19 protein-coding genes are annotated in these 23,896 nt (G+C 59.5%); 8 read left to right on the top strand and 11 right to left on the bottom strand.

The features are described from left to right. Window positions 1-43: 43 nt before the first annotated feature. Window positions 44-802 carry an SDR family oxidoreductase gene (locus tag ACQKP2_RS13245; protein ID WP_427577015.1) on the bottom strand — a complete coding sequence of 253 codons (759 nt, stop codon included), beginning with the start codon at window positions 800-802 and terminating at the stop codon, window positions 44-46. 164 nt (window positions 803-966) lie between these two features. Here ACQKP2_RS13245 and ACQKP2_RS13240 point away from each other — a divergent pair, with 164 nt between their 5' ends. The 4 genes from ACQKP2_RS13240 (at window position 967) to groL (ending at window position 4,485) form a co-directional block, all read left to right on the top strand. Then, window positions 967-1,698 carry a HugZ family protein gene (locus tag ACQKP2_RS13240; protein ID WP_427577013.1) on the top strand — a complete coding sequence of 244 codons (732 nt, stop codon included), beginning with the start codon at window positions 967-969 and terminating at the stop codon, window positions 1,696-1,698. Window positions 1,699-1,768: 70 nt separating this feature from the next. After that, on the top strand, window positions 1,769-2,245 hold the full coding sequence (locus tag ACQKP2_RS13235; protein WP_427577011.1) for an FxsA family protein: 477 nt from the start codon (window positions 1,769-1,771) through the stop codon (window positions 2,243-2,245). 248 nt (window positions 2,246-2,493) lie between these two features. Further along, window positions 2,494-2,787 (top strand): co-chaperone GroES, encoded by a 294-nt coding sequence (locus ACQKP2_RS13230; RefSeq protein ID WP_427577009.1) that lies wholly within the window; start codon window positions 2,494-2,496, stop codon window positions 2,785-2,787. 51 nt (window positions 2,788-2,838) lie between these two features. Then, window positions 2,839-4,485, top strand: a complete 1,647-nt coding sequence (groL, locus tag ACQKP2_RS13225; protein ID WP_427577008.1) for a chaperonin GroEL — start codon at window positions 2,839-2,841, stop codon at window positions 4,483-4,485. A 131-nt stretch (window positions 4,486-4,616) separates the two neighbouring features. On the opposite strand, the gene ACQKP2_RS13220 is transcribed toward groL, so the two are convergent. Continuing rightward, on the bottom strand, window positions 4,617-5,360 hold the full coding sequence (locus tag ACQKP2_RS13220) for a phosphatase PAP2 family protein (protein WP_427577007.1): 744 nt from the start codon (window positions 5,358-5,360) through the stop codon (window positions 4,617-4,619). 56 nt (window positions 5,361-5,416) lie between these two features. Next, entirely contained in the window at window positions 5,417-7,363 is a 1,947-nt protein-coding gene (locus tag ACQKP2_RS13215) for an LTA synthase family protein (protein WP_427577006.1), read from the bottom strand. A 199-nt stretch (window positions 7,364-7,562) separates the two neighbouring features. Here ACQKP2_RS13215 and colR point away from each other — a divergent pair, with 199 nt between their 5' ends. The 4 genes from colR to ACQKP2_RS13195 all read left to right on the top strand — a co-directional run bounded on the left by colR (window position 7,563) and on the right by ACQKP2_RS13195 (window position 10,806). Then, window positions 7,563-8,246 (top strand): two-component system response regulator ColR, encoded by a 684-nt coding sequence (colR, locus tag ACQKP2_RS13210; RefSeq protein ID WP_427577004.1) that lies wholly within the window; start codon window positions 7,563-7,565, stop codon window positions 8,244-8,246. Then, entirely contained in the window at window positions 8,236-9,519 is a 1,284-nt protein-coding gene (locus ACQKP2_RS13205; protein WP_427577002.1) for a sensor histidine kinase, read from the top strand. Before colR ends, ACQKP2_RS13205 begins: the two co-directional genes overlap by 11 nt. Window positions 9,520-9,678: 159 nt before the next feature. Next, window positions 9,679-10,350 (top strand): methyltransferase domain-containing protein, encoded by a 672-nt coding sequence (locus ACQKP2_RS13200; RefSeq protein WP_427577000.1) that lies wholly within the window; start codon window positions 9,679-9,681, stop codon window positions 10,348-10,350. A gap of 231 nt (window positions 10,351-10,581) precedes the next feature. Continuing rightward, complete coding sequence (locus ACQKP2_RS13195; protein WP_427577047.1) at window positions 10,582-10,806, top strand: hypothetical protein; 225 nt, start codon at window positions 10,582-10,584, stop codon at window positions 10,804-10,806. Between the two features lie 118 nt (window positions 10,807-10,924). Here the strand turns inward: ACQKP2_RS13195 and ACQKP2_RS13190 are convergent, their stop codons facing one another. The 8 genes from ACQKP2_RS13190 to ACQKP2_RS13155 form a co-directional block, all read right to left on the bottom strand. Beyond that, a complete protein-coding gene (locus ACQKP2_RS13190; protein WP_427576999.1) occupies window positions 10,925-13,957 on the bottom strand; it encodes a multidrug efflux RND transporter permease subunit in 3,033 nt (1,010 codons plus the stop codon). Between the two features lie 14 nt (window positions 13,958-13,971). After that, window positions 13,972-15,120, bottom strand: a complete 1,149-nt coding sequence (locus ACQKP2_RS13185) for an efflux RND transporter periplasmic adaptor subunit (RefSeq protein WP_427576997.1) — start codon at window positions 15,118-15,120, stop codon at window positions 13,972-13,974. A gap of 215 nt (window positions 15,121-15,335) precedes the next feature. Next, window positions 15,336-16,433, bottom strand: coding sequence for a DUF1513 domain-containing protein (locus tag ACQKP2_RS13180; RefSeq protein ID WP_427576995.1), 1,098 nt, complete (start codon window positions 16,431-16,433; stop codon window positions 15,336-15,338). 14 nt (window positions 16,434-16,447) lie between these two features. Continuing rightward, the gene (locus ACQKP2_RS13175) at window positions 16,448-17,512 is read right to left on the bottom strand and encodes an imelysin family protein (RefSeq protein ID WP_427576994.1); all 1,065 of its coding nucleotides are present in this window, start codon (window positions 17,510-17,512) and stop codon (window positions 16,448-16,450) included. Window positions 17,513-17,539: 27 nt separating this feature from the next. Continuing rightward, window positions 17,540-18,967, bottom strand: coding sequence for a di-heme oxidoredictase family protein (locus ACQKP2_RS13170; RefSeq protein WP_427576993.1), 1,428 nt, complete (start codon window positions 18,965-18,967; stop codon window positions 17,540-17,542). 298 nt (window positions 18,968-19,265) lie between these two features. Beyond that, window positions 19,266-20,621 (bottom strand): imelysin family protein, encoded by a 1,356-nt coding sequence (locus ACQKP2_RS13165; protein WP_427576992.1) that lies wholly within the window; start codon window positions 20,619-20,621, stop codon window positions 19,266-19,268. A gap of 237 nt (window positions 20,622-20,858) precedes the next feature. Beyond that, window positions 20,859-22,910 carry a putative bifunctional diguanylate cyclase/phosphodiesterase gene (locus tag ACQKP2_RS13160; protein ID WP_427576990.1) on the bottom strand — a complete coding sequence of 684 codons (2,052 nt, stop codon included), beginning with the start codon at window positions 22,908-22,910 and terminating at the stop codon, window positions 20,859-20,861. 342 nt (window positions 22,911-23,252) lie between these two features. Further along, window positions 23,253-23,849 (bottom strand): superoxide dismutase, encoded by a 597-nt coding sequence (locus tag ACQKP2_RS13155; RefSeq protein ID WP_034149048.1) that lies wholly within the window; start codon window positions 23,847-23,849, stop codon window positions 23,253-23,255. Window positions 23,850-23,896: the final 47 nt, after the last annotated feature.

Here is a 23,896-nt window from a genome sequence, read left to right as displayed (position 1 = left end):
CGAGGACGCCTTCGCCGGCAAGCCTGGCTCCTACAGGTGGGTTTTAGATGCGCAACCCGCCATCCATTTCCAGGATCCGGCCGGTGTAGTAGTCGTTTTCGAAGATGTACGCCGCCGAATGGGCGATTTCTTCCGGCTTGCCCATGCGCTTGAGCGGAATACCCGAGGTCATTTTCTCCAGTGCCTCAGGCTTCATGCCCAGGGTCATTTCGGTCTCGATGAAGCCCGGCGCAATGCCGGCTACACGAATACCGTAACGCGCCAGTTCCTTGGCCCAGGTCACGGTGGCCGCAGCGACACCGGCCTTGGCGGCGGAGTAGTTGGTCTGGCCGACATTGCCGGCTCGGGAAATCGACGAGATATTGATGATCGCGCCGCTGGTCTTCAACTCGACCATCTTTGCGGCGACTTCACGGGTGCACAGGAACACGCCGGTCAGGTTGACATCGATGACCGCCTGCCACTGGGCCAGGCTCATTTTGCTCATTTCGCCATCCTTGACCTTGAGCAGCAGGCCGTCGCGCAGGATGCCGGCGTTATTGATCAGGCCGTGGATCGCACCGAAGTCTTCGGCTACCTGGGCAACCATGTGCGTCACTTGTTCTTCATTGGCCACGTTGCACAGGTAGGCGCGTGCCTCGACACCCTTGGCCTTGCAGGACGCCACGGCATCGTCGAGCTTTTCCTGGTTCAGGTCGACCAGCGCCAGTTTCGCGCCCAGGCCGGCGAAATACTCGGCCATGGAGCGGCCCAAACCCTGGCAACCGCCAGTGATAATGATTACTTTGTCAGTGAGTTGCATGGGCGTGCCCCGGTAGCAGGTCTGAGTGGTTTCCTTATGGAGTGCCTCTCGATCTGCGCCTGATGTGGCCTGGCTGCACACGAGAACTGCCCCCGATGGCGTACTGGAACTTTTACCAGTCGCTCGTCCGTTTTTCTGACGGATTCTATATAAGGAGTCATAAATTGAGCGTTGAAGTTGCCAAGCATGCACGAGAATTGCTGCTCAAGGAATACCGTGGCGTCCTGTCGACGCTCTCCAAGGCCATGCCCGGTTTTCCATTCGGCTCCGTGGTTCCTTATTGCCTGGACGAGCAGGGGCGACCGCTGATCCTGATCAGCCGCATCGCCCAGCATACCCACAACCTGCAAAAGGACCCGAAATGCTCGCTGCTGGTGGGCGAGCGCGAAGCGGAAGACGTGCAGGCCGTCGGGCGCCTGACTTATCTGGCCGAGGCCCAAATGATCGAGGGCGAGGACGCCATCGAAGCCGCAGCCGCACGCTACTACCGCTTTTTCCCCGACTCGCAGAATTATCACAAGGCCCATGATTTCGATTTCTGGGTGCTGCAACCGGTGCGGCATCGTTACATCGGCGGTTTTGGCGCCATCCACTGGGTCAACGATCTGAACCTGGCCAACCCCTTCGCCGGCAAGGCCGAGGTGAGCATGATCGAGCACATGAACAGCGACCATGCCAAGGCCATCGCGCACTACGTGGAGCTGGCCGGGCTGCCGAAAACCTCGCCGGCGCAGATGGTCGGTATCGACAGCGAAGGCATGCATCTGCGCATCGGCCAGGGCGTCTATTGGTTGTCGTTCCCGACGCCATGTAACACTCCGACACAAGTTCGCGAGGCCTTGATTTTCCTGGCTCACGCAGAGCATTGGCCGAAAAATGAAGCGGTCGACGCTTGAATTCACGAAACGGCGACGTCATCTAAGGTGAACTGGCAAGGCTTTCTTGCTTGTGTTGAGGAACCATTTGATGCGCCCTTTTTTGTTGCTCTTTCTGCTGTTTCCGGTGTTGGAGCTGTTCGTATTCGTCAAGGTGGCAGGGGCCATCGGGTTTTTCCCGGCCCTGCTGCTGATCATTCTCGGCTCCATGTTCGGTGTGTTCGTGCTGCGTGTCGCCGGCCTGGCCACGGCACTACGTGCCCGTGAAAGCCTCAACCGCGGCGAATTGCCCGCCCAGACCATGCTCGAAGGCCTGATGCTGGCGTTGGCCGGTGGTTTGCTGATTCTTCCGGGCTTCATCAGCGATGTCGTCGGTCTCCTGATGCTGTTGCCGGCCAGCCGTCGTCTGCTGGCCGGAAAAATGCGCCAGCGTGCCGAGGAACAGGCGATGCGTCAGCGCGCCTTTGCCGACGATCTTCAACCCCGTGGCGGTCCCGTGCCACGCGAACCGCTGGGCCGCGAGCCAAACGTGATCGAAGGTGAATTCGAGCACCGCGATACCAAGTAATACGCCTGGCGACACGGCACCTTCGGGTGCCGTGTTCGTTTGCAGGGCATCGATAAGAAAATTTTTCGCTGCCCGCCCTTGTAATAAGCATATGCGCCCTTATGTATCGGTCACCGCAAGGTTTCTGGCGTTCACGCCAGACAGACTTCCGCGGTTCGCTTGGCGAGCCGCACCCGGCGCCGCCGGATTTTGTTAAACCCGCCGGGACTACACCGGCCGATGAAAACCACAATTAGGAGAGATCGACAATGAAGCTTCGTCCTCTGCATGACCGCGTCGTCATCCGTCGCAGCGAAGAAGAAAAGAAAACCGCTGGCGGTATCGTCCTGCCAGGTTCGGCTGCTGAAAAAGCCAACCACGGTGAAGTCCTGGCTGTCGGCACCGGCCGTGTGCTGGAAAACGGCGAAGTGCGTGCACTGTCCGTCAAAGTGGGCGACAAGGTTGTGTTCGGTCCTTACTCCGGCAGCAACACTGTGAAAGTCGACGGCGAAGACCTGCTGGTAATGAGCGAGAACGAAATCCTCGCTGTTATCGAAGGCTGATAACCCCCGTTCATTTTCCCGCTATTACAAAGCATTCAAGGAATATCGATCATGGCTGCTAAAGAAGTTAAATTCGGCGATTCCGCCCGCAAGAAAATGCTCGTTGGTGTAAACGTCCTGGCTGACGCTGTAAAAGCGACCCTGGGTCCGAAAGGCCGCAACGTGATTCTGGAAAAGAGCTTCGGCGCTCCGACCATCACCAAGGACGGCGTTTCCGTAGCCAAGGAAATCGAACTGGAAGACCGTTTCGAAAACATGGGCGCGCAGCTGGTCAAAGACGTTGCCTCCCGTGCCAACGATGACGCTGGCGACGGTACCACCACCGCTACCGTTCTGGCTCAGGCGATCGTCAACGAAGGCCTGAAAGCCGTCGCTGCCGGCATGAACCCGATGGACCTCAAGCGCGGCATCGACAAGGCGACCGTTGCTGTCGTCAAAGAGCTCAAAGCACTGTCCAAGCCATGCGCTGACACCAAGGCCATCGCTCAGGTAGGTACCATCTCCGCCAACTCCGACAACTCCATCGGCGACATCATTGCCGAAGCCATGGAAAAAGTCGGTAAAGAAGGCGTGATCACCGTTGAAGAAGGCTCGGGCCTGGAAAACGAACTGTCGGTTGTTGAAGGCTTGCAGTTCGACCGTGGCTACCTGTCCCCTTACTTCGTCAACAAGCCGGACACCATGGTGGCCGAGCTGGACGGCCCGCTGATCCTGCTGGTCGACAAGAAAATCTCGAACATCCGCGAAATGCTGCCAGTGCTGGAAGCCGTTGCCAAAGCCGGCCGTCCACTGCTGATCAGTGCCGACGACGTTGAAGGCGAAGCCCTGGCGACTCTGGTTGTGAACAACATGCGTGGCATCGTCAAAGTCGCAGCCGTCAAGGCGCCTGGCTTCGGCGACCGTCGCAAGGCCATGCTGCAGGACATCGCCGTTCTGACCGGCGGTACCGTCATCTCCGAAGAGATCGGCCTGAGCCTGGAAAGCACCACCCTGGAGCACCTGGGCAACGCCAAGCGCGTCACCCTGTCCAAGGAAAACACCATCATCGTTGACGGTGCTGGCGTACAGGGCGACATCGAAGCACGTATCGCCCAGATCCGTGCCCAGGTTGCCGAAACTTCCTCGGACTACGACCGTGAAAAACTGCAAGAGCGTCTGGCCAAGCTGTCCGGCGGCGTTGCGGTGATCAAGGTTGGCGCCGGTTCCGAAGTTGAAATGAAAGAGAAGAAAGCCCGCGTTGAAGACGCCCTGCACGCTACCCGTGCAGCCGTTGAAGAAGGCGTGGTACCTGGCGGTGGCGTAGCGCTGATCCGCGCTCTGCAGACCCTGGCTGACCTGAAAGGCGACAACGCTGACCAGAACGTCGGTATCGCAGTTCTGCGTCGCGCAATCGAAGCACCACTGCGCCAGATCGTTGCCAACTCCGGCGACGAGCCAAGCGTGGTAGTCGACAAGGTCAAGAACGGTCAGGGCAGCTTCGGTTACAACGCTGCGACCGGCGAATACGGCGACATGATCGAAATGGGTATCCTGGACCCAACCAAGGTCACCCGTTCGGCTCTGCAAGCTGCAAGCTCCATCGGCGGTCTGATCCTGACCACCGAAGCAGCCGTTGCTGATGCACCGAAGAAAGACGCACCTGCTGGCGGCGGCATGCCAGACATGGGCGGCATGGGCGGCATGGGCGGCATGATGTAAGCCAGCCTTACCCCGTACGAAAAAACCCCGCCTGCGATGAGCAGGCGGGGTTTTTTATTGCGGTTCAGAAAGTCGTGTCGTTTATGGAGGGCGCTTCGCGGGCAAGTCGTATCGCCCGCGAGGACCTCGGATCAGGCACCGACAGGCTGGGCCTTGGTCACTTTCTCTGCCGGGGAAGCCGGACGATAAAGAATCCAGTAGTACGACCCCAGGCAAATCAGCCAGCAGAACACTGCCGTCCAGACGTTGTGGGAGAAGAAGTGCGCGCCCTGCATCATTCGACCGATGGAGAACACCGAACCCAGGGTGAAAGCGAAGACGAGCGCAGCGCGGGCCAGGCGTGGTCGACGGTCACGCAATACGAAGAACAAGGCGAACAGGGTGAAGCCGGTCGCGGCATGTCCACCGGGCCAGCAGCGGCCAGGTTTTTCGGTAGGCGGACGCGGGCTCAACAATTCGCTGTATTTTTCATGGCCACCGAACTGTTCGAGGCTCCACGGGCATTGCACGGCTGTCACTGCTTTCATGGGCGTGACAAACGATGTCGCCAAACCGAGGGACAGCACCAGGCAGCCCAGTTCCCGCTTGAGCGGTTTGAGCCTGCCGATCAGGAACGAGCCGACAAAACCCAGGATGGCGAATACCGAGAAGGCAATGACCACTTGCTTGGCACGGTCATGCAGGATCGTTTCGAGGAAATAACTGTGCCTGCCGACAAAACCACCGGCGGCCGGGTCGTAAAACATCCTGGCGAGGTCCATGTCCAGGGACGTCAGCTCCAGTAATAGCAAAGTGATTGCCGTGACGGCGGGGACACCCAGAAACACCCACAAGTTGAGCGGGCGAGAGACGGGGCGGGCAACGGTTGATGACATGCTGGATCCTGAACTAAGGAAAAGCCCCGGGGCATCAGCCCGGGGCCATTCGGTTTTCATTTGCTGACTTGGTCGGTGCCCTCCTTGGGCGCCCTCCAGCCAAGCAGCTGCTGCTTGAAGCCATAACTGGCGGTTTGGTAATAAGTGATTGCCCGGCCGATCAACGGATCGCTGGCGGTTGCCCGGGACTCGCGACTGTCGGTCAGCGCTTCATCGTGGCGGCGCAGTCCCTGGCGCGGGCTCAGGATCGCCAGATCCTTGCCGTCGAACAAGCCCAAGTGCTGATAGTTGCCGATCACCACACGCGGTGGCAGTGAGTTTTCCTGCAACAGATTGCGGCCGAAGAACGTCGACTGGTAATCAAGATTCAGCAGGCCCATCAATGTAGGGGCCAGGTCGATCTGACTGGCCAGTTGTGCGGTCTCGCGCGCTTCTATCAGCTTTGGTGCATAGATGAACAATGGAATCTGGTAGTTGTTGACCGGCAAGTCCTCCTTGCCGGCGCTTCCTGCCGTGTGGTCGGCGACAAAAACGAAGATTGTACTGTCGAACCAGGGCTTTTTACGCGCCTGATCGAGGAACTGACCAATGGCATAGTCGGTGTACTTCACTGCACCGTCGCGCCCGTTACCCGATTTGATATCGATCCGATTGTCCGGATAGGTGTACGGACGATGGTTGGACGTCGTCATCAGTTGCAGCAGAAACGGTTGCTGCTTCGCGTAATCGGCGTCAGCCAGTTTCATCGCCTGCGTGTAGAGATCTTCGTCGGCCATGCCCCAGGCGTTCTTGAAGTGAATTTCCGACTCTTCGACGCTGCTCTGGTCCACGACGCGATAACCGTTGCCGCTGAAGAAGGCGTTCATGTTGTCGAAATAACCGCGGCCGCCGTAGACGAACACACTGTCGTAACCTTTGGCGTTGAGTTGCTGGCCCAGGCTGGCGAAGCCGCTCTCACGACCCACGCGTTTGACAATCGAGCGGCCCGGCGTTGGCGGAATCGCCAGGGTGATGGCTTCCAGACCACGATCGGTGCGGGTACCGGTGGCATAGAAGTTGTTGAAATACAGGCTTTGCTTGCGCAAGGCATCCAGGTTCGGCGTCAGATTGCGTTCGTCGCCGTTGCTGCCCATGTACTTGGCACTGAAGCTTTCGATAGTCACCAGAATGATGTTGGGCTTGCGTTCGCTACCGGGGTTGTCGATGTCCCGGCGGATATCCAGCGGGTCGTTGCCGACGAAGCGGGCGTTGGGCTCGCTCAACTCCGCGCGGATCTGCTGTGCAACGACGGCTGCCGGCAGGGTGCTGTAGAACTGCGGGTAATCCAGTTCGTTGTTACGGAAAGCGGCGAAGAACTGGTACGGGCCGTTGCTCGCCAGTTCGTTCTGATAGGCGTTGCCGCCCTGGGCGCGTGGAGCATCCTGGCTGAGCAGTTGCATGCTCAATCCGGCGACAATCAGTAGGCCCAGCACACCCAACAGCCGCCGGCGCATTGGCGGCAAGGGGGCGTTCAGGGCTGCATTGAACAATTTGCGCAAGGCAAGGCTCAACACGACAGCCAATACCGCGAGGATGCTCAGCAGCGTGCCGATCGGATAGGACTCAAGCAGGTTGTTCAGCACCTCGTCGGAATACACCAGGTAGTCGACGGCAATGAAGTTGAAGCGCACGCCGAACTCATCCCAGAACAACCACTCGGCTACCGAGGTGAACAACATCGCGAACAGACTGATGGTCAACAGCCCCTGGAGAAACCAGCGATGACCGCGACGGCGCCACAAGGCTTGCGGACAGAGCAACAGATACACGCCCATGGGCAGGACCGCATAGGCAATGAAGCCGAGGTCGTAAAGCAGACCGATGCCGAAAACCGACAGATAACCGCTACCGGCCTCATCCAGATGCGTGAGCAGCAGAACCATTCGGGTCAGGAAAAAGATGACCAGCCAGCAGCCGGAAATCAGCAGCAGAAAGCGCATGGGCGCCGTTTTCAGTACATCCATTGGCAACATTCCTTATAGCAATCAGTACCAAGTTACTCCCGCATCTGTCGCGGGCGTGTGAAGCGATGGTTAAAAACCCGTCAACAGGCTGCCTTTTCCGAAGGCGCCCAACCGGCGTAGCGTAACGCTAGCCGTGAGCCACACTTGGCCTTAAGCTGCGCGGGCCAAGACGGCCGTTACTGTGTACGGAGAGATGCCCATGCGAATTTTATTGGTTGAAGACAACCGCGATATCCTGGCCAATCTGGCCGATTACCTGGGGCTCAAAGGATACACCGTGGACTGCGCGCAGGACGGTTTGTCGGGCCTTCACCTGGCGGCTACCGAGCACTACGATTTGATCGTGCTCGATATCATGTTGCCCGGCATCGACGGCTACACGCTTTGCAAGCGCTTGCGTGAAGATGCCCGACGTGACACGCCGGTGATCATGCTGACCGCGCGCGATCAACTGGATGACCGCCTGCAAGGCTTCAAGTCCGGTGCCGACGACTACCTGATCAAGCCTTTCGCCCTGTCGGAACTGGCGGCGCGGATCGAGGCGGTCATGCGGCGTACCCAAGGTGGCGGGCGTCGTACCCTGCAAGTGGGTGATCTTAGCTATGACCTGGACACACTGGAAGTCTCCCGTGATGGCCGATTGCTCAAACTCAACCCGGTAGGCCTTAAATTGCTGGCGGTGCTGATGCAGAAAAGCCCCCACGTATTGCGCCGCGAAATACTCGAAGAGGCCCTGTGGGGCGATGACTGCCCCGATAGCGACAGCTTGCGCAGTCATGTCCACCAATTGCGCCAGGTCATCGACAAACCGTTTGCCAAACCGCTGCTGCACACCGTACATGGCGTGGGTTATCGCTTGGCAGAGGGCCGAGATGGAGTTTAAGCAAAGCCTTGCCCAACGCATCATCATTGCCTTTGCGCTGATGAGCGCATTGGTGGCAGGCGCCTTTGCCATGGGCATCGTCGCCACTGTGCATCTGGTGGAAGAAAAGCTGATTTCAGCAGGGCTTGGCGGCGATTTGCAGCGCCTGCTGTTGATGGATAACTTTTCAGACTGGAACCATCGCCCGGAACCGGATCAGCTGTTCTATTTCAGTGGCGGGCCGGGCGATTTCGAGTTGCCCAAGGATCTGCGGCACCTGGATCCCGGCTTCCACGAGGTGTTCCGCGAGCAGCTGTCGTACCACGCGATGGTCGAAATCGTCGACGGGCGGCGCTATGTGCTGTTGCAGGACCAGAGCGATTTCGAAGAGCGTGAACGGGTCCTGTTCGCTGTAGTGCTGGTTGGCTTTGTGCTCAGCCTGGCCCTGGCGGTTTTTCTTGGCTGGGTCCTGGCGCGCAGGGTCATGGCGCCGGTTGTACGCCTGGCTCGTCAGGTGCGGCATCGCGACCAGTTGCTGGGCCTGGCCCCGCCGCTGGCGCCGGATTATGCGGCAGATGAAGTGGGTGAGCTGGCGGTGGCATTCGACGTGACACTGGGTCGACTGCGCCAGGCGTTGACCCGTGAGCGGTTGTTCACCAGTGACGTCAGCCATGAGTTGCGTACGCCGTTGATGGTATTGGCCACCTCCTGCGAGTTGTTGCTGGAAAATCCGGGTATCGACCAGCGCAGTCGCGCTCAGGTCGAACGAATGGCCCGTGCCAGTGAAGAAATGCGCGAACTGGTGCAGACCTTCCTGATGCTGGCCCGTGCCCAGCGCGAAGACGCCAGCATGTCACCCAAACAAACGTTGGGTGGCGTGGCCGACGGACTGATCAATCTATGGCGAGAGCCGATCGAAGCCAAAGGCTTGAAACTGGTTTTCGAGCCGGGCCAGCCAAACGATTCCGGATACAACGCAACGTTCCTGCATGCGGTCATGGGGAACCTGTTGCGTAATGCACTGCACTACACCGAACGCGGATTCATTCGTCTGAGTCTGTCGGCCAGCGGTTTCGTGGTCGAGGACAGTGGCGTGGGTATTCCCGAGGAAAAGCGCGAAGCGATGTTCGAGCCGTTTGTGCGCGGCGACGAGAAGCGCGGGGAAGGCCTGGGCCTGGGACTGTCACTGGTGCAACGTATCTGCGAGAACCAGGGCTGGACCGTCAGCCTGACGAATATGGAGCCCAATGGTTGCCGTTTTCAGGTAGACCTGAATGCGTCGCCCGCCAGATGATCGACCGGGGGCCCGCAAAAAATCTGACGGGTGGCATGCGTTGCAGGGTTCCTGAGTCGATTCAGCTTTTGCAGAACATTATTTTCACAAAGGTATAACCTGACGCTGACGGGGCGCTAAGTAGGGTGGTCGTCATATAAAGCTCAGGAGACCTCGAAGATGGTTGACGGCCCGATCAAGCTGGGTTTTTCCGAAAAGTACGACGATGAGGACACTCAACGGTACTTGAGCAATCACCGGGAGGGTCTCGTGCGTCGTTTGTCTCACTGGCGCAATGAACATCTGGTCAGAAAAGCACTGGCATTGGCGGGCGAACCGGGACTTGTACTCGATTTGCCCTCCGGAACCGGGCGTTTCTGGCCATTGCTGGCAGAAAAGAGCAACCGCGTGATCATCGGCGCGGATAACTCCGAGTCCATGCTGAAGGTGGCGAAACAGGCGCAGCCTGTCGATGTGGTGAAGCGGGTACAGACCTTGCGCACCTCAGCCTTTGATATCGCTTTGCCCGATAACGCGGTCGACAGCATTTTCTGCATGCGTCTGCTCCATCACATTGGCGAAGCCGAGCATCGATTGACCCTCTTGCGCGAGTTCGAACGCGTTACCCGTGACAGCGTCATTCTTTCGATGTGGGTGGACGGCAATTACAAAGCCTGGAAGCGCAAGCGCCTGGAGAAAAGCCGCGAGCAGCCAGGTTATCAAAATCGATTTGTGCTGCCTCGCGCTACGGTGGAGGAGGAGTTTGAGCAGGCAGGTTTTCGAATTCAGGAACGTCTCGACTTTTTTCCACTCTATGCGATGTGGCGGGTTTACGTATTACGCAAGAGGTAACTCAATGGCAGTGCAGTGCGGTGGTGGTTCGCGTTCTTTATCAAGCACCTGGCCGTGTGTGTCCGGTAGCGGTGACGCAACCTGTGGCGAGGTCAGGAAATGCCGGCAGCATTCGACCGCCCAGGGCATGAAACCAGTGCGCCGCCACTCGTCGTTCAGTCAGGCGCATTGGAACAAAGTCGTCTATTTTTACAAGACGGCGTTTGGCAGCGCTATCAAAGGTTTACAGCAATGAAACTCGAAGTTGCGCGAGGTTTGTTTTTGGTAGGAGCCTTGGCAGTTGCTTCACTTGCAGTGGCTGCCTGGGAACAGCCACGCATGCAAGTTTTCAGTTCAGGAAGTGGCGAATATTGCCCACTGCCACGGGTCGCCAAGACATCCGTGGCCAAACAGCCCGATCATGATTTGCTGCTGTTTCTCTTCGGACTCCAACAAGGATTGAGACCGCAAAGTTGAAAAAATTGAAGCCCAAGTAAAAGGCCCCGTATCAACGGGGCCTTTTTCATTGCGGCGCAACCTATCGATTGATCGTGGGAGCATGCCTGTGGATCAGTCAAACCTCGGTGCAGGCTCGTCAGTGTCGGGCCTTGTCGGGTTTTGCCAGCAACGTATACACGCACGGCAATACAAACAACGTGAACAGCGTGCCGATCGACATCCCCGTGGCGATCACCGTCCCGATGTCGAACCGGCTGACAGCACCCGCGCCCGTGGCGATGATCAACGGCACCATGCCGAAGACCATTGCGGCGGTTGTCATCAACACCGGGCGCAAGCGAATGGCCGCCGCTTCCTCCACGGCCTCGCGCGGCGTCAGGCCCTTGTCCTTGCGCAACTGGTTGGCGAACTCGACGATCAGAATCCCGTGCTTGCTGATCAAGCCGATCAGCGTCACCAGCCCGACCTGGGTGTAGATATTCATGCTCGACCAGCCCAGAAACAGCGGAAGCAAGGCGCCGCAGATCGACAGCGGCACAGTGACCAGGATCACCATCGGATCGCGGAAACTTTCGAACTGGGCGGCCAGCACCAGGAAAATGATGGCCAGGGCCAGGGCGAAGGTGACCCACAGCGCGCTGCCTTCCTGCACGTATTGGCGCGATGCGCCTGCGTAGTCGAAGGCAAATCCTGTCGGCGCCTCTTCCCGGGCGATCTGGCGTACGGTGTCGATGGCTTCCCCCATGCTGACCAGCGGTACGCCGGAAAGAATCGCCGAGTTCAGCTGCTGGAACTGGTTCAGTTGCCTTGGGCGCGCCCGATCGGTCACGTGGATCAGCGTCGACAGGGCCAGCAGTTCACCCTTGCTGTTCCTGACGTAGTAGTTGTTAAGCCAGTCGGGGTTATCCCGGAAAGGGCGCTCGACCTGGGCAATGACTTTGTAACTGCGACCTTCGATGGTGAAACGGTTGATTTCCGCCTCGCCCAGCAGGGTCGCCAGCGTTCCGCCCAGGTCCTGCATGGACACGCCCATCTGCGCAGCCTTGGCGCGGTCGATATCCACCACCACTTCCGGTTTGTCGAAGGCCAGGTCGACGTCGACAAACGCGAACTTGCCAGACTCCATCGCGCGTTTTTTTACCCGGTCGACCACTTGCAGCAGCAACTCGTAGTCGTTGGCGGTGTTGATGACGAACTGAAACGGCAGACCCTCGCCGGTGCCCGGCAACGAAGGCAGGTTGAAGCCGAAAATCTGCAGTCCCGGGATGCTCTCCAGCTTGGCCTGGACATCCGGCAAAATCTGCATCTGGGTCCTGTGACGCTGGTTCCACGGCTTGAGCAGAAAACCGCCGATACCCGATTGCACACCGTTGAAGCCGTTGATCTGGAACGATGAGTAATACTCTGGAAACGCCTTGAAGATGTGGATGAATTCGTCGGTGTAGGTGTTCAGATAGTCGAGGTTGGTCGGTTGCGGAGCGCTGGCCATCATGAAGATGATGCCCTGGTCCTCATCCGGCGCCAGTTCGGACTTGGTGAACTTGAGCAGCACCGGAATCAGGCACAGCACGATGACGGCAAACACCAGCACCACCGGGCGGGTGTTCAGCGTACCGTGCAGCAGCCGTTGGTAGCGGTGCTTGAGACTTTCGAATATCAGGTCGAGTCGGTGGGCCAGGCCGGTAGGGTTTTCATCGTGACGCAGCAGGAAGGCGCACATCATCGGCGACAGGGTCAGGGCAACGATGCCGGAAATCACCACGGCCCCGGCCAGGGTCAGGGCGAACTCCTTGAACAACGCCCCGGTAAGGCCGGTCAGGAAGCCGATCGGCGCATACACCGCCGCCAGGGTAATGGTCATGGAAACCACCGGCATGGCGATTTCCCGCGCACCCTCGAGGGCTGCCTCCAGGGGTGTCTTGCCTTCCTCGATGTGTCGGTGGATGTTCTCCACCACCACGATGGCGTCGTCCACCACCAGACCGATGGCCAACACCATCGCCAGCAGGGTCAGCAGGTTGATCGAGTACCCCATCATCTGCATGAAGAACATCACGCCGATCATCGACAGGGGAATGGTGACCACCGGAATGACCACCGAGCGCAGCGCCCCGAGGAACAGGAATACGACCACGATGACGATAAGCACCGCTTCGAACAGGGTTTTCACCACTTCGTCGATCGAGGCCTGGATGAACAGTGTGGCGTCGTAGGCAATTTCAGCCTTGAGGTTCGGCGGCAACTGCGCTTCAAGGTCGGGCATGATCTTGCGCACTTCCTTGATCACATCCAGCGGGTTGGCGCCTGGCGTGGCCTTGATGCCGATATACACGGAGGGCGTGCCGCCGAAGGAGCTGATGGTGTTGTAGTTTTCCGCGCCCATCTCGACCCGCGCAACGTCACGCAACAGCACACGGCTGTCACCCTCGACCTTGAGGGGGATGGCCGCAAAGGCTTCGGCGGATTTGAGTTCGGTGCTGGCGTTGATGCTGGTGACGACATATTCACCCTTGACCTCGCCTGCGGCGGAGAGAAAGTTGTACTGGCGCACGGCGTTGGTCACATCGCTGGCGGTCAGGCCAAATCCGGCAAGCTTCACCGGGTCCAGCCAAAGGCGCATCGCGAATACCTGGTTACCGAGAATTTCGGCTTCAGCCATCCCCGGCAGGGTCGCCAGTTTCGGCTGGATCACCCGCGACAGGTAATCGGTGATCTGCGGGTTGCTCAATTGCTTGCTGAAAAAGCTGATGTACATCAGGGCCGAGGCATCGGCTGCTTCCTTGCTCAGGACCGGGTCTTCGGCGTCCTGGGGCAACTGGTTCTTGACCTCATTGGCCTTGGCCAGCAATTCGGTGAACAGGCGGTCGCTGTTGGAGCCGATGCGCGCATAGATGGAGATCACCGAGAAGTTCTGGCGACTGACCGACGTCATGTAGTCGATGCCCTCGGCGCTGGCCAGGCTTTGTTGCATCGGCTGGGTGATGTAGCCCTGGATCGTTTCGGCGTTGGCACCCGGGTAGGCGGTGGTCACGGTGATCAGGGCGTTTTCCATCTGCGGATACTGGCGCAGCGGCAACTTGCTCCAGGCCTGGAAACCCAGCAGTACGATCAGCAGGCTGACCACGGTGGCCAGCACCGGGCGACGGATGAACGGATCGGTAAAAGCCATTGGAGATTCCTTGATCAATCGGCGCGCGGCTGACTGTTCTTTTCGGCCAGGGTCTTGTCGTCGGAGATGGCGATGTGCGCGCCGTTGTCCAGTTTGATCTGGCCGGCGGTGACCACGGTTTCGCCGTTCTGCACGCCTTTGGTGATCATCACCATCGCATCGCGGCGTTCACCGGTTTCGACGAAACGCCGTTCGGCAATCAGGACAGGCTGGCCCTTGTCGTCTTTGACCAGGCTGCCGTCTTCAGCTTTTTTTTGCACCGCGACATACACCGAATTGCCATACAGCGTGTAGGTGATGGCGCTCTCCGGTACGACGATGCGCGGCTGCGAGTCGGGAAGGATGACCTGCAGGCTGGCGAACATCCCCGGCAACAGCTTGCCGTCGGGGTTGGCCAGGGTCGCGCGGACCTGCACGTTGCGTGTGCTGTTTTCGACCTTCGGGTTGATTGCACTGATGGTGCCGGGAAACGTCTGCGTCGGAAAAGCCGCGACAATGATTTGCACCGATTGTCCGACGGCGATCTTCGGCACCGATTGCTCGGGGACGAAAAAGTCCACATAGAGGCTGCTGAGGTCTTGCAGGGTGGCAATCATGGTGCCGGTGGCGACGTAATCGCCGACGTCCACCTGACGGATGCCAATGGTCCCGCTGAAGGGGGCAAGGATGCTTTTTTTGCCGAGCGCGGCCTTGAGCTGATTGACGGTGGCCTTGCTTTTCTTCAGTACCGCCGAGAGCCGGTCGAACTCGCCCTTGGAAATGGCCTGGCTGCCCACCAACTGGCTACCGCGGGTGTAGTCGACCTGTGCCAGCCCGAGATCGGCCAGGGCGGTTTCGAGCAAGGCACTTTCCACGGCGCTGTCGAGCCGGATGATCGGCTGGCCCGCCTTGACCTTCTGACCCGATTCGAATTGCACGTCGACCACAGTGCCGTCGGTTTCCAGGCTCAGGTCCACACCCTGCAGTGCCTTGAGCGTGCCGACAGTAGGCAGGCGGGCTTGCCAGGGCTGTTCGGTGGCCGTGGCCACGGCGACACTGATCGGTGGTTTAGGTGCGGCAAAGCCCTGGATCATCGTATAGATGGAGAAGGCTTTGTACCCGGCCAGCACCAGCACGATCAGCAGCACAACACCCAACATGATCAGCATGCGGCGACGCAGCATATTTCCAGTTCCTTGGAGAAAATCAGGTGAGACAGTGGGGCACATTACCGCGAGTGAGAAGGGGATTCCAACTGACACTTTTCTCAGGTTGACGCCAAACCCTGTAGGAGCGAGCACGCTCGCGAAAGATGTCAGGGGCAGCGCTGGCTGTCAGGACGCCCGCGGCGCCCCGACATTCTTCGCGAGCATGCTCGCTCCTACACGGGTCCGTCGCGTCAGATCAGATGCAGGTGGTTGTCCCAGAGACCTGCCGGAAGGTCCAACGGTTTTGCAACCAAATCTGTCTGACGACAATCGTAGTAACGGCAGCGTCCCTGGCCCGAGGTCACGACAAACCCGTCGGCCACTGCACCCACGCCGGCGCAATCGGGCAGAGGGGCGTCCAGGCGCACTTCGCCGCTGTCCAGGTCCCAGATGAAGAAACGGTTGCCCCGTGGGGCGGTCAACGCCACCAGGCGCAAGTCACTGTGGACGGCGACACTCGCGGTGTAGTGACCCATGGCTTGCAGCTGATGCTCGGGCACGGGGAATGCCACGAAGGGTTGGCCGGGACGCTTGATCGCCAGCAGCTCCGATTGCTCATGGGATGCGCCCATGAATTGCTGGCCGGCGACGATGGTGCCGTCACTGGCAATCCCGAGGTGGCGCACGCTGTTCATCTGCTGGGCGAGGGTTTCCTTGCTCAGCAGGGTGCCGTCGCGTTGCATCAGGACCAGGCTCGGCTCCATGGCATCGAGGTTCATCTCGACCCGGCTTTCGGCTTCCGTACGAATGCCGCCGTTGGCCACCACCAGGGTTTCGCCATCGGGCATCCACGACACCTGGTGCGGACCAATGCCATGGGTGGAAATCTCGCCACTGTGCACCAGCCGTTCGCCTTCGAAGCGGTAGACCCCGAGCAGGCCTCGACCCGGATCGCTGGTGTCGTTTTCAGTGGCGTACAGCCAGTCGCCACTCTTGTGAATCACCGCGTGACCGTAGAAATGCCGGTTGGGCCGCGACGTCACGGTTTGCAGCAACGTGCCGTCGCGCAGGTCGATCAGGTAACTCTCGGTGCCCGGACGCCGGGCAACGAACAGCGCGATCGGCAATGTCGGGTGGTTGATGATGTCGTGGCAACGCTGGCTGACCTGAGTGGCAAACGCCCGGGTGCCATCGAGCCGATAACCGACGGCGTAGTGCTTGCCGTCGGTATCGTCCCGCGCCGAAAGCAGCAGCGGGCTTTTGTCTTTCTGCTTGAACAGCTTCCAGCCGCCCAGTGTCACCGCACACAGCAGCAAGCTACCCAAAGTCAGAGCCTGGCGTCGCAGCATGGCACTCGCCCTCATCAGTCACCGTCGTTGGCGTTGAAGCCCAGTTGGATGCCCAGCGCCTTGGCCAGATCGCTTTCTTGCAGGCGATGGACAACGTTGAGGCTGTCATAGAGATCGTTGAGCTGCTGGCGACCGGCGTCGTCATTGAGCATCTCGGTCAACGAACGCTGGTTGCTGGCGAACAGTTTCAACGAGGCGGCATAGGCGGCGTCGATCTTGTCGGCCAACGGTTTCTGGTCGCTTGGCAACAGGCTGCGCAAGCCTTTGTTGTCGACACCTTCCCAGACTGTTCTGGCGGCGGCGAGGCTGGTTTCCATGCCGGCCAGGGACGACTGGCTACGCCATGCATCGGCCTGGAATGGCTGCGGAACACCTTTGGTCTGGCGACCCATCGGCGTGCCGAGTTTTTTCTTCAGGGTATCGATGGCGGTGACCTGCACGCGCAGCAGGTCGGCGATGGCCTCATGGGAGTCGGCGTAGCGCTGGTTCGGGAACTTGCTCATCTGCGCGAGCATGCCGTCGGTGTTGTTCCAGGTCTTCAGAATGTCTTCGGCCAACTGCTTCTGGCGTTCGCCGATGGCGACCAGCAGCGGGCAGTATTTGGCTTTCTGCTCAGCGTTGGCCACGTCAGGCTTGCTGTCGAACAGAATGTATTCGTAGGCCGAAAGGCCCTGCACGACGACGCTGGACTTGGCCAGCGCCGCGGCATCGATCTGCGGCTGGCTGCTGACCAGTTGCTCGACCTGGCGACCGACCAGGTTTTTCTTGTCCGGCCAGAATTGCACCTGCCAGGAACGGTTGCCTTCGGCCAGCGGCCCGATCAGCAGGGGTTGCAGCTCGGCCCAGGCTTTTTGCGCGTGCAGGAAATCGGCACGGGCGGTTTCCAGGCTTTCCTTGCCTTCGCAGTAGGCGAGGGCGCTGACGGCCAACTGGCGGTCGGCTTCGACCCAGCGGGTATAGCTCGGCAGGATCACCGACTTGGCGATGGCCGCCGAAGTGACGGCCTGTGGATCCTGTGGCGAACAGGCGCCCAAGGCCAGCGCGGCCAGGCTGGTGAACAACAATTTGTGACGAAACATGTAAAGCTCCCGCTTGTGGAAGGGCTATTAAAGGGAATTCAAAAACGCCAGCAACGCAGCGCGCTGCCCGGCATCGAAAGTCAAAACCTGTTGTTGCGCCGCTTTTGCTTCGCCGCCATGCCAGAGCACGGCTTCGAGCAGGTTGCGGGCGCGACCGTCATGCAGGAACTGGGTGTGGCCACTGACTGTTTCGGTCAAACCGATGCCCCACAATGGCGGCGTACGCCAGTCGCGGCCGCCGGCCTGGAATTCGCTGCGGTTGTCGGCCAGACCATCGCCCATGTCATGCAGCAGCAGATCGCTGTAGGGGCGAATCACTTGACTGGCCAGTTCAGGCTCGGCGGCGTTGGCGGCGGTGGTGTATTTCGGTGTGTGACAAGTCTGGCACCCGGCCTGGTAGAACAGGTTCTTGCCGGCCAGTACCTGGGGCGTGCCGACATCGCGCCGCGCCGGTACGGCAAGGTTGCGGGTGTAGAACAGCACCAGGCGCAGGATGTTGTCGCTGACTTCCGGTTCACCCTCGGGGCCGGTCCCGCTCGGTGCCTGTTTGCAGGCGATTTGCGTGTCGGTGCAATCATCGAACGGCCTGAGGCTGGTCGTAAGGCCCATATCACCGGAAAACGCGTGAACATTCTGCTGATTGAGGCTCGGTTGACCGGCCTTCCAGCCAAATCGCCCAATCACGGTTTGCTGCAGGGCGTCATCCCAGACCCGGTTCGGGCGTCCGGCGATGCCGTTGTTTTCTTTCGCTTGCGCCTGGGCATTGGCCAGAATGTCGGTTTCAGCGATGGCCTCCAGCAAGCCCAGACCAATCATGGGCGGCGCGACGCGTGCCGAGAATCGGGTGTCGGGATGCATCGGCCCGTAACCCAGCTGGCTGATGTTCAAGGACGGTTTGCGCAATTCGACTTCGGTGCCGTCCTTGAAGCGGATGGGCACCGGCGTGTAATCGATCCGTACCTTGCCTTCAGGAGCAACGCCGGGCACGGCCATGTCCTGGAACTGTCCGCCATACACCGGTTCCGGCACGACGCCTTGCCGCTCGATGATGTGTGCGAAGGCTGGATCGTTGGGGATCGACAGCCGTACCAGCATCGATACGGCATTTGCCGCATCGGGCGCCGGCGGGTGTCCGCGACCGTCCTTGATGTGGCAGCCCTGACAGGCGTTGGTGTTGAACAGCGGCCCGAGACCATCACGTGCAGTGGTCGTCGAAGGAGCAATCACCCAGGGGCTGCGGAAGAAACTGTTGCCGACGCTGAAGTCCACGCGCCGCGAGGGCGGCAGGTTGGCCGAAGGCAGCGAAAAGGCGTTCTGATCGGTCTTGCGCACGGTCGTACCGCCACCGGAACGGGCTTCACCGGGTTCTGCCTTGGTAAAACGCGGGGCGTCATCGCAGGCACTCAGGCTCACAGCCAGAAACAGTGCGGACAAGCGAAGAAGCAGCGGAGGCATCGGACATCCTGCAAGACGAGCAAAACAAGGGCGCAAAGTCTAACAGGGGATGGGAATTTGAATAAGAGGAATTAGCGTTTGCTTGATTTGGTGCAGGTATTTCACTTGAGACCGCAGCGCTGCCATCGCTGGCAAGCCAGCTCCCACAATGGGCGGTGGTGTACTTAATTTTTGCGAACGCCACCTGACCTGTGGGAGCTGGCTTGCCAGCGATGGGGCCATGAGCATCACCGAAAAAGGCAGGAATGAAAAAGGCGACCCGAAGGTCGCCTTTTTGCGTTCACTCAACCAGCGTCAATCAGAACTCGTGATCGGCGTTATCCGGGTTCAGGTCGTTGATGCCCAGTTTGCCAGCAGCGGCTTCGATCGAACCGGTCTGCTTGACCAGCGAAGCGATGGCATCACGGACGATCTGATTGCCTGCCGTGTTGCCGGCAGCGATCAACTGGTCGTAGTGCTCACCCTTGTTGGCGTGGTCGACCATGATCTGAAGCTTGGCTTCGGTGGCAGCCAGGTCGGCTTTCAACGCGGTATCGGCAGCCGGATCGGCCTTGGCCACCAGGGACGACAGGCTGGCGCCGGTCATTTTGGTGCCATCGACACGGGTGTACTCGCCCAGGTACACGTTACGAATGCCCTTGGCATCGTAGAAGTGCGAGTTGTGGGTGTTGTCGCTGAAGCAATCCTGTTCGTCTTCAGGGGAGTTGGCTTCCAGGGAGACCTTCATGCGCTCGCCCGCCAGTTCGCCCAGCGACAGGCTGCCCATGCCGAACATCATCTTGCGCAGGCCGCTTTCAGCAGGTTCCGCTTCCAGTGTGGCGCGGTAGTTGTCGGCAACGTTCGGCTTCCAGTTGCCGACCATTTCTTCCAGGTCGCTGACCAGCAATTGGGTCACGGCCTTGAGGTAAGCGCGACGGCGATCGTTGTGACCGCCAGTGGCGCCGGCACCTTCCAGGTAGTCCGAAGCCGGACGGTTGCCGGCGCCAGGGCCGGTGCCGTTCAGGTCCTGGCCCCAGAGCAGGAATTCGATGGCGTGGTAGCCGGTGGCAACGTTGGCCTCGGAACCGCCCAGCTCGTTCAGGCTGGCGAGTTTTTCCGGGGTGATGTCTTTCACATCGACCTTGTCTTCGCCGATCTGGATTTCGGTATTGGCGATGATGTTGGCGGTGGCGCCCGGGTTACCCAGTGCGTGTTCGTAGGACTTGTCGACGTAATCGATCAGGCCTTCGTCCAGTGGCCAGGAGTTCACCTGACCTTCCCAGTCGTCGATGATGGTGTTGCCGAAGCGGAATACTTCACTTTGCAGGTACGGAACGCGAGCAGCGACCCAGGCAGCACGGGCGGCTTTCAGCGTGTCGGCGTTCGGCTTGGCGAGGAAAGCATCGACGGCGGTTTGCAGGGTCTTCGCGGTGGATTCGGCATCGCTGTACACAGCGAAAACCATGTCGGCGTAGTGGGCGACAACGGCTTTGGCCGCCGCTTCATCGACTTTACCGGCGCTGGCAGGCGCAGCGGCTGGAGCAGCCGGGGCAGCTGCGGTGCTGGCCGCTGGCGCAGGTGCGGCAGCTTTTTCTTTGTCCTTTCCTTCGCCGCAACCGGCGAGGGAAATTGCGATGGCCAACAGACTGGCAGTAGCCAGGGGCATACGAATCATGGCGAACATCCTGCTTCGATAGAGGGGGTGTGGCGCGAGCGGCGCGCAAAACTGCGACATAATGCAAATCTTTCGCATTATGTGTAAAGGCTGTAGCTGGAAATATTTCTTATTCAGAAATACCTGTAGGAGCGAGCAAGCTCGCGATGAATGCAAGTACGCCGCGGGGCATCAGGTTTCCAGCGTCATCATTGACGACCATCGCGAGCAAGCTTCGCTCCTACAGGTGCATCGGGTTTACCAAATAGCGGTGTGGGCACGCTGTGCCTGCTTGAGATAAAGGCTCAATTCCCGCGAAGGCAGTGGTTTGCTGTAGTGGTAGCCCTGACCTTCATGGCAGCCCTCGGAGATGATGTACGCCTCCTGTTCGGCGGTTTCCACGCCTTCGGCAATCACCTGCATGCCCAGGCTCTTGCCCAACTGGATGATGGCGCGAACGATGGTCGCATCGTCGTCGTCATCGAGCAGGTCCTGAACGAAGCTTTTGTCGATCTTGATTTTGTCCAGCGGCAGGCTTTTCAGGTAGCTCAACGACGAATAGCCCGTGCCGAAGTCGTCGATCGCGATCAGCGCACCGGAGCGGCGCAAGCTGAGCAAGTGCTGGGCCGCGGTACTGATGTCTTCCATCAGGCCGGTCTCGGTGACTTCCAGTTCCAGGCTGCGTGGTGGCAGGCGATACATCTGCAGCAGGTTGTTGACCACCCTTGGCAGTTCGGCGTGGTGCAATTGCACGGTAGACAGATTCACCGCCATGCGAAGCTCGATGAATCCCTGGTCGTGCCAGTCGCGCAATTGCCTGCAAGCCTGATCCAGCACCCACTCGCCGATGGCAATGATGGTTCCGTTCTGCTCGGCCAGCGGGATGAACAGGTCGGGTGGAACCAGCCCGTGTTCAGGGTGCTGCCAGCGGATCAGCGCCTCCACACCCACCACGCGCTTGTCGCGGTAACTGATCTGCGGTTGATAGACCAGATGGAACTGCCCGCGGGCCAACGCTTCGCGCAAGTCTTTTTCAAGCTCGCGACGCCTGCGCATCTCGGTGTCGACGCTGGCGATGTAAAACTGGTAACGATTGCGCGAGCGGGTCTTGGCCAGGGTCATGGTCTGCTCGGCTTTTTGCAGCAGTTTCTCGGTGCTGTCGCCGTCCTCGGGGAACAGGGTGATGCCGATGGTGGCTCGCAGGCGGATTTCCTGGTGATCGAGGGCAAACGCCGCTTCCAGGTCGTCGAGGATGCTTTGCGCCAGTTCGGCGGCTTCGTAGGGTTGTTCGATATCGGCCTGCACCAGGGCGAACTGGTCGCCACCCAGGCGGGCGAGGGCACCCAGGCGGCCGCTGTGGGCACGCAGGCGGTCGGCCAGGGCCAGCAGCAACTGGTCGCCGGTCTGGTAACTGAACTGTTCGTTGACACCCTTGAAGTCATCGAGGCCGACGCACAGAACCGCCACTCGCCGTTGCAGTTTGCCGGCATCGACGAGAATCTTGTCCAGTTGTGTTTGCAGTTGCTGGCGGTTCGGCAGACCGGTGAGGAAATCGTACTGGGCCATGCGCAGCAGGCTGTTTTCCGCCTCGTGGCGCAGATGGGTGTTGCGTTCGATGGACTCCAGCAACTGGTTCGCTGTGTTGATCCAGATGCCCAGTTCGTTTTTTTCGTGCCCCTTGAGCAGCGGAATCTTGTGCTCGCTGGGGCGATCGGGATTGATTTCAGTCAGGTGTTCGATGATGCGCGACAGGGGTTTGGTCAGCAGCCAGTGGTAGACCAGGTACAGCACCAGTCCCATCGCCAGGGCACGCAACACGCCGGAAATGAAGATAATCACCGAGCTTACGATAAAACCCTGACCGTAGGTGGCGGTGTCGAGCGTGATGCTCAAGTCACCGTAATACTCGCTGTAAGGACCACGACCTACCAGTTGCGTCGTAAAGGTGCGTTCCTTGCCCAGAATCAGGTCGGTCAGCCAGCGGCTGTTGGAGTGCTGCAGTTCACGGGACTTTTGCGCGAGCATGGCTTCATTGGGATGTCCGATGGAGGCTTCGCGGACGGCGTCGTCCTGAAACAGCCCTTCGATCACCTGCATGCCCATTTCCCTGTCCAGGCTATAGACGGCCTGGGTCGAAGGGTCGCGAAACATGTCGAGGATGCGCTCGGCATCGCCGGCGACGGCCTGGCGTGTTTTGTAGGCATCGAAGACGATCTGCGCGCAGCTCAGGATGACGCCGACGATCAATGCCGACAGGAGCACGACCCGGAGCAACTTCACCGACAAGCTGTTCTTGAGTTCCAGCTTCAAAGGGTTATTCCTTGTTCCGTGCGGGTAGCATCAAGTTGCCATGAGTATTGGCAATCCCGTGATGGCAGTCAAAGGGTCAATCATCCCCAGGGGATTTTGCCTGCAGCTTGGCCGAAATACGGTTGTCTGGAGACATTACCCGATTAGTACTGTTTCGGTTGTCGAGTCCTTCAACTTGAGGGGAGACGAGGAGAAATATTCCTTCTGGTTGATGTTAGTCGTCTGCGGCGTCCGGGCAAGGCGCACAGGCAGGTTTCATTCGTGAAATCAGACGTGAGGCCCCGAACCGTTGACCCATAAAAAAACCCGGCATAAAGCCGGGTTTTCTGACTGGCGTGACGCTTAAGCGGTGAAGGTCTTGCCTTCGAACTGCTCAGCCACGAACTTCCAGTTGACCAGGTTCCAGAACGCCTCGACGTACTTCGGACGCAGGTTGCGGTAGTCGATGTAGTAAGCGTGTTCCCAGACGTCGCAGGTCAGCAGCGGGGTGTCGCCGTTGGTCAGCGGGTTGCCGGCGCCGATGGTGCTGGCCAGGGCCAGGGAACCGTCAGCCTTTTTCACCAGCCAGCCCCAGCCGGAACCGAAGGTGCCGATGGAAGTCTTGCTGAACTCTTCCTTGAACTTGTCGAACGAACCGAAGGCTGCGTTGATGGCATCAGCCAGGGCGCCGGTTGGTTGGCCGCCGGCGTTAGGGGCCAGGCAGTTCCAGTAGAAGGTGTGGTTCCAGACCTGAGCGGCGTTGTTGAAGATGCCACCGGAGGAGGACTTGACGATTTCTTCCAGGGTCTTGCCTTCGAACTCGGTGCCTGGCACCAGGTTGTTCAGGTTCACGACGTAGGTGTTGTGGTGCTTGTCGTGGTGGAATTCCAGGGTTTCCTTGGAAATGTGCGGCTGCAGTGCATCGTGTGCGTAAGGCAGTGGCGGCAATTCGAAAGCCATGATGGATCTCCTAATCAGGTCAGTTGCGGTGAGCGCAAGGCCGATCA

The sequence above is a fragment of the Pseudomonas sp. NPDC089569 genome (assembly GCF_050280625.1).
In the GTDB taxonomy this organism is placed as follows: domain Bacteria; phylum Pseudomonadota; class Gammaproteobacteria; order Pseudomonadales; family Pseudomonadaceae; genus Aquipseudomonas.
The sequence above is the reverse complement of the archived record's forward strand: the minus strand, read 5'-3'. Positions and strand labels throughout refer to the sequence as shown.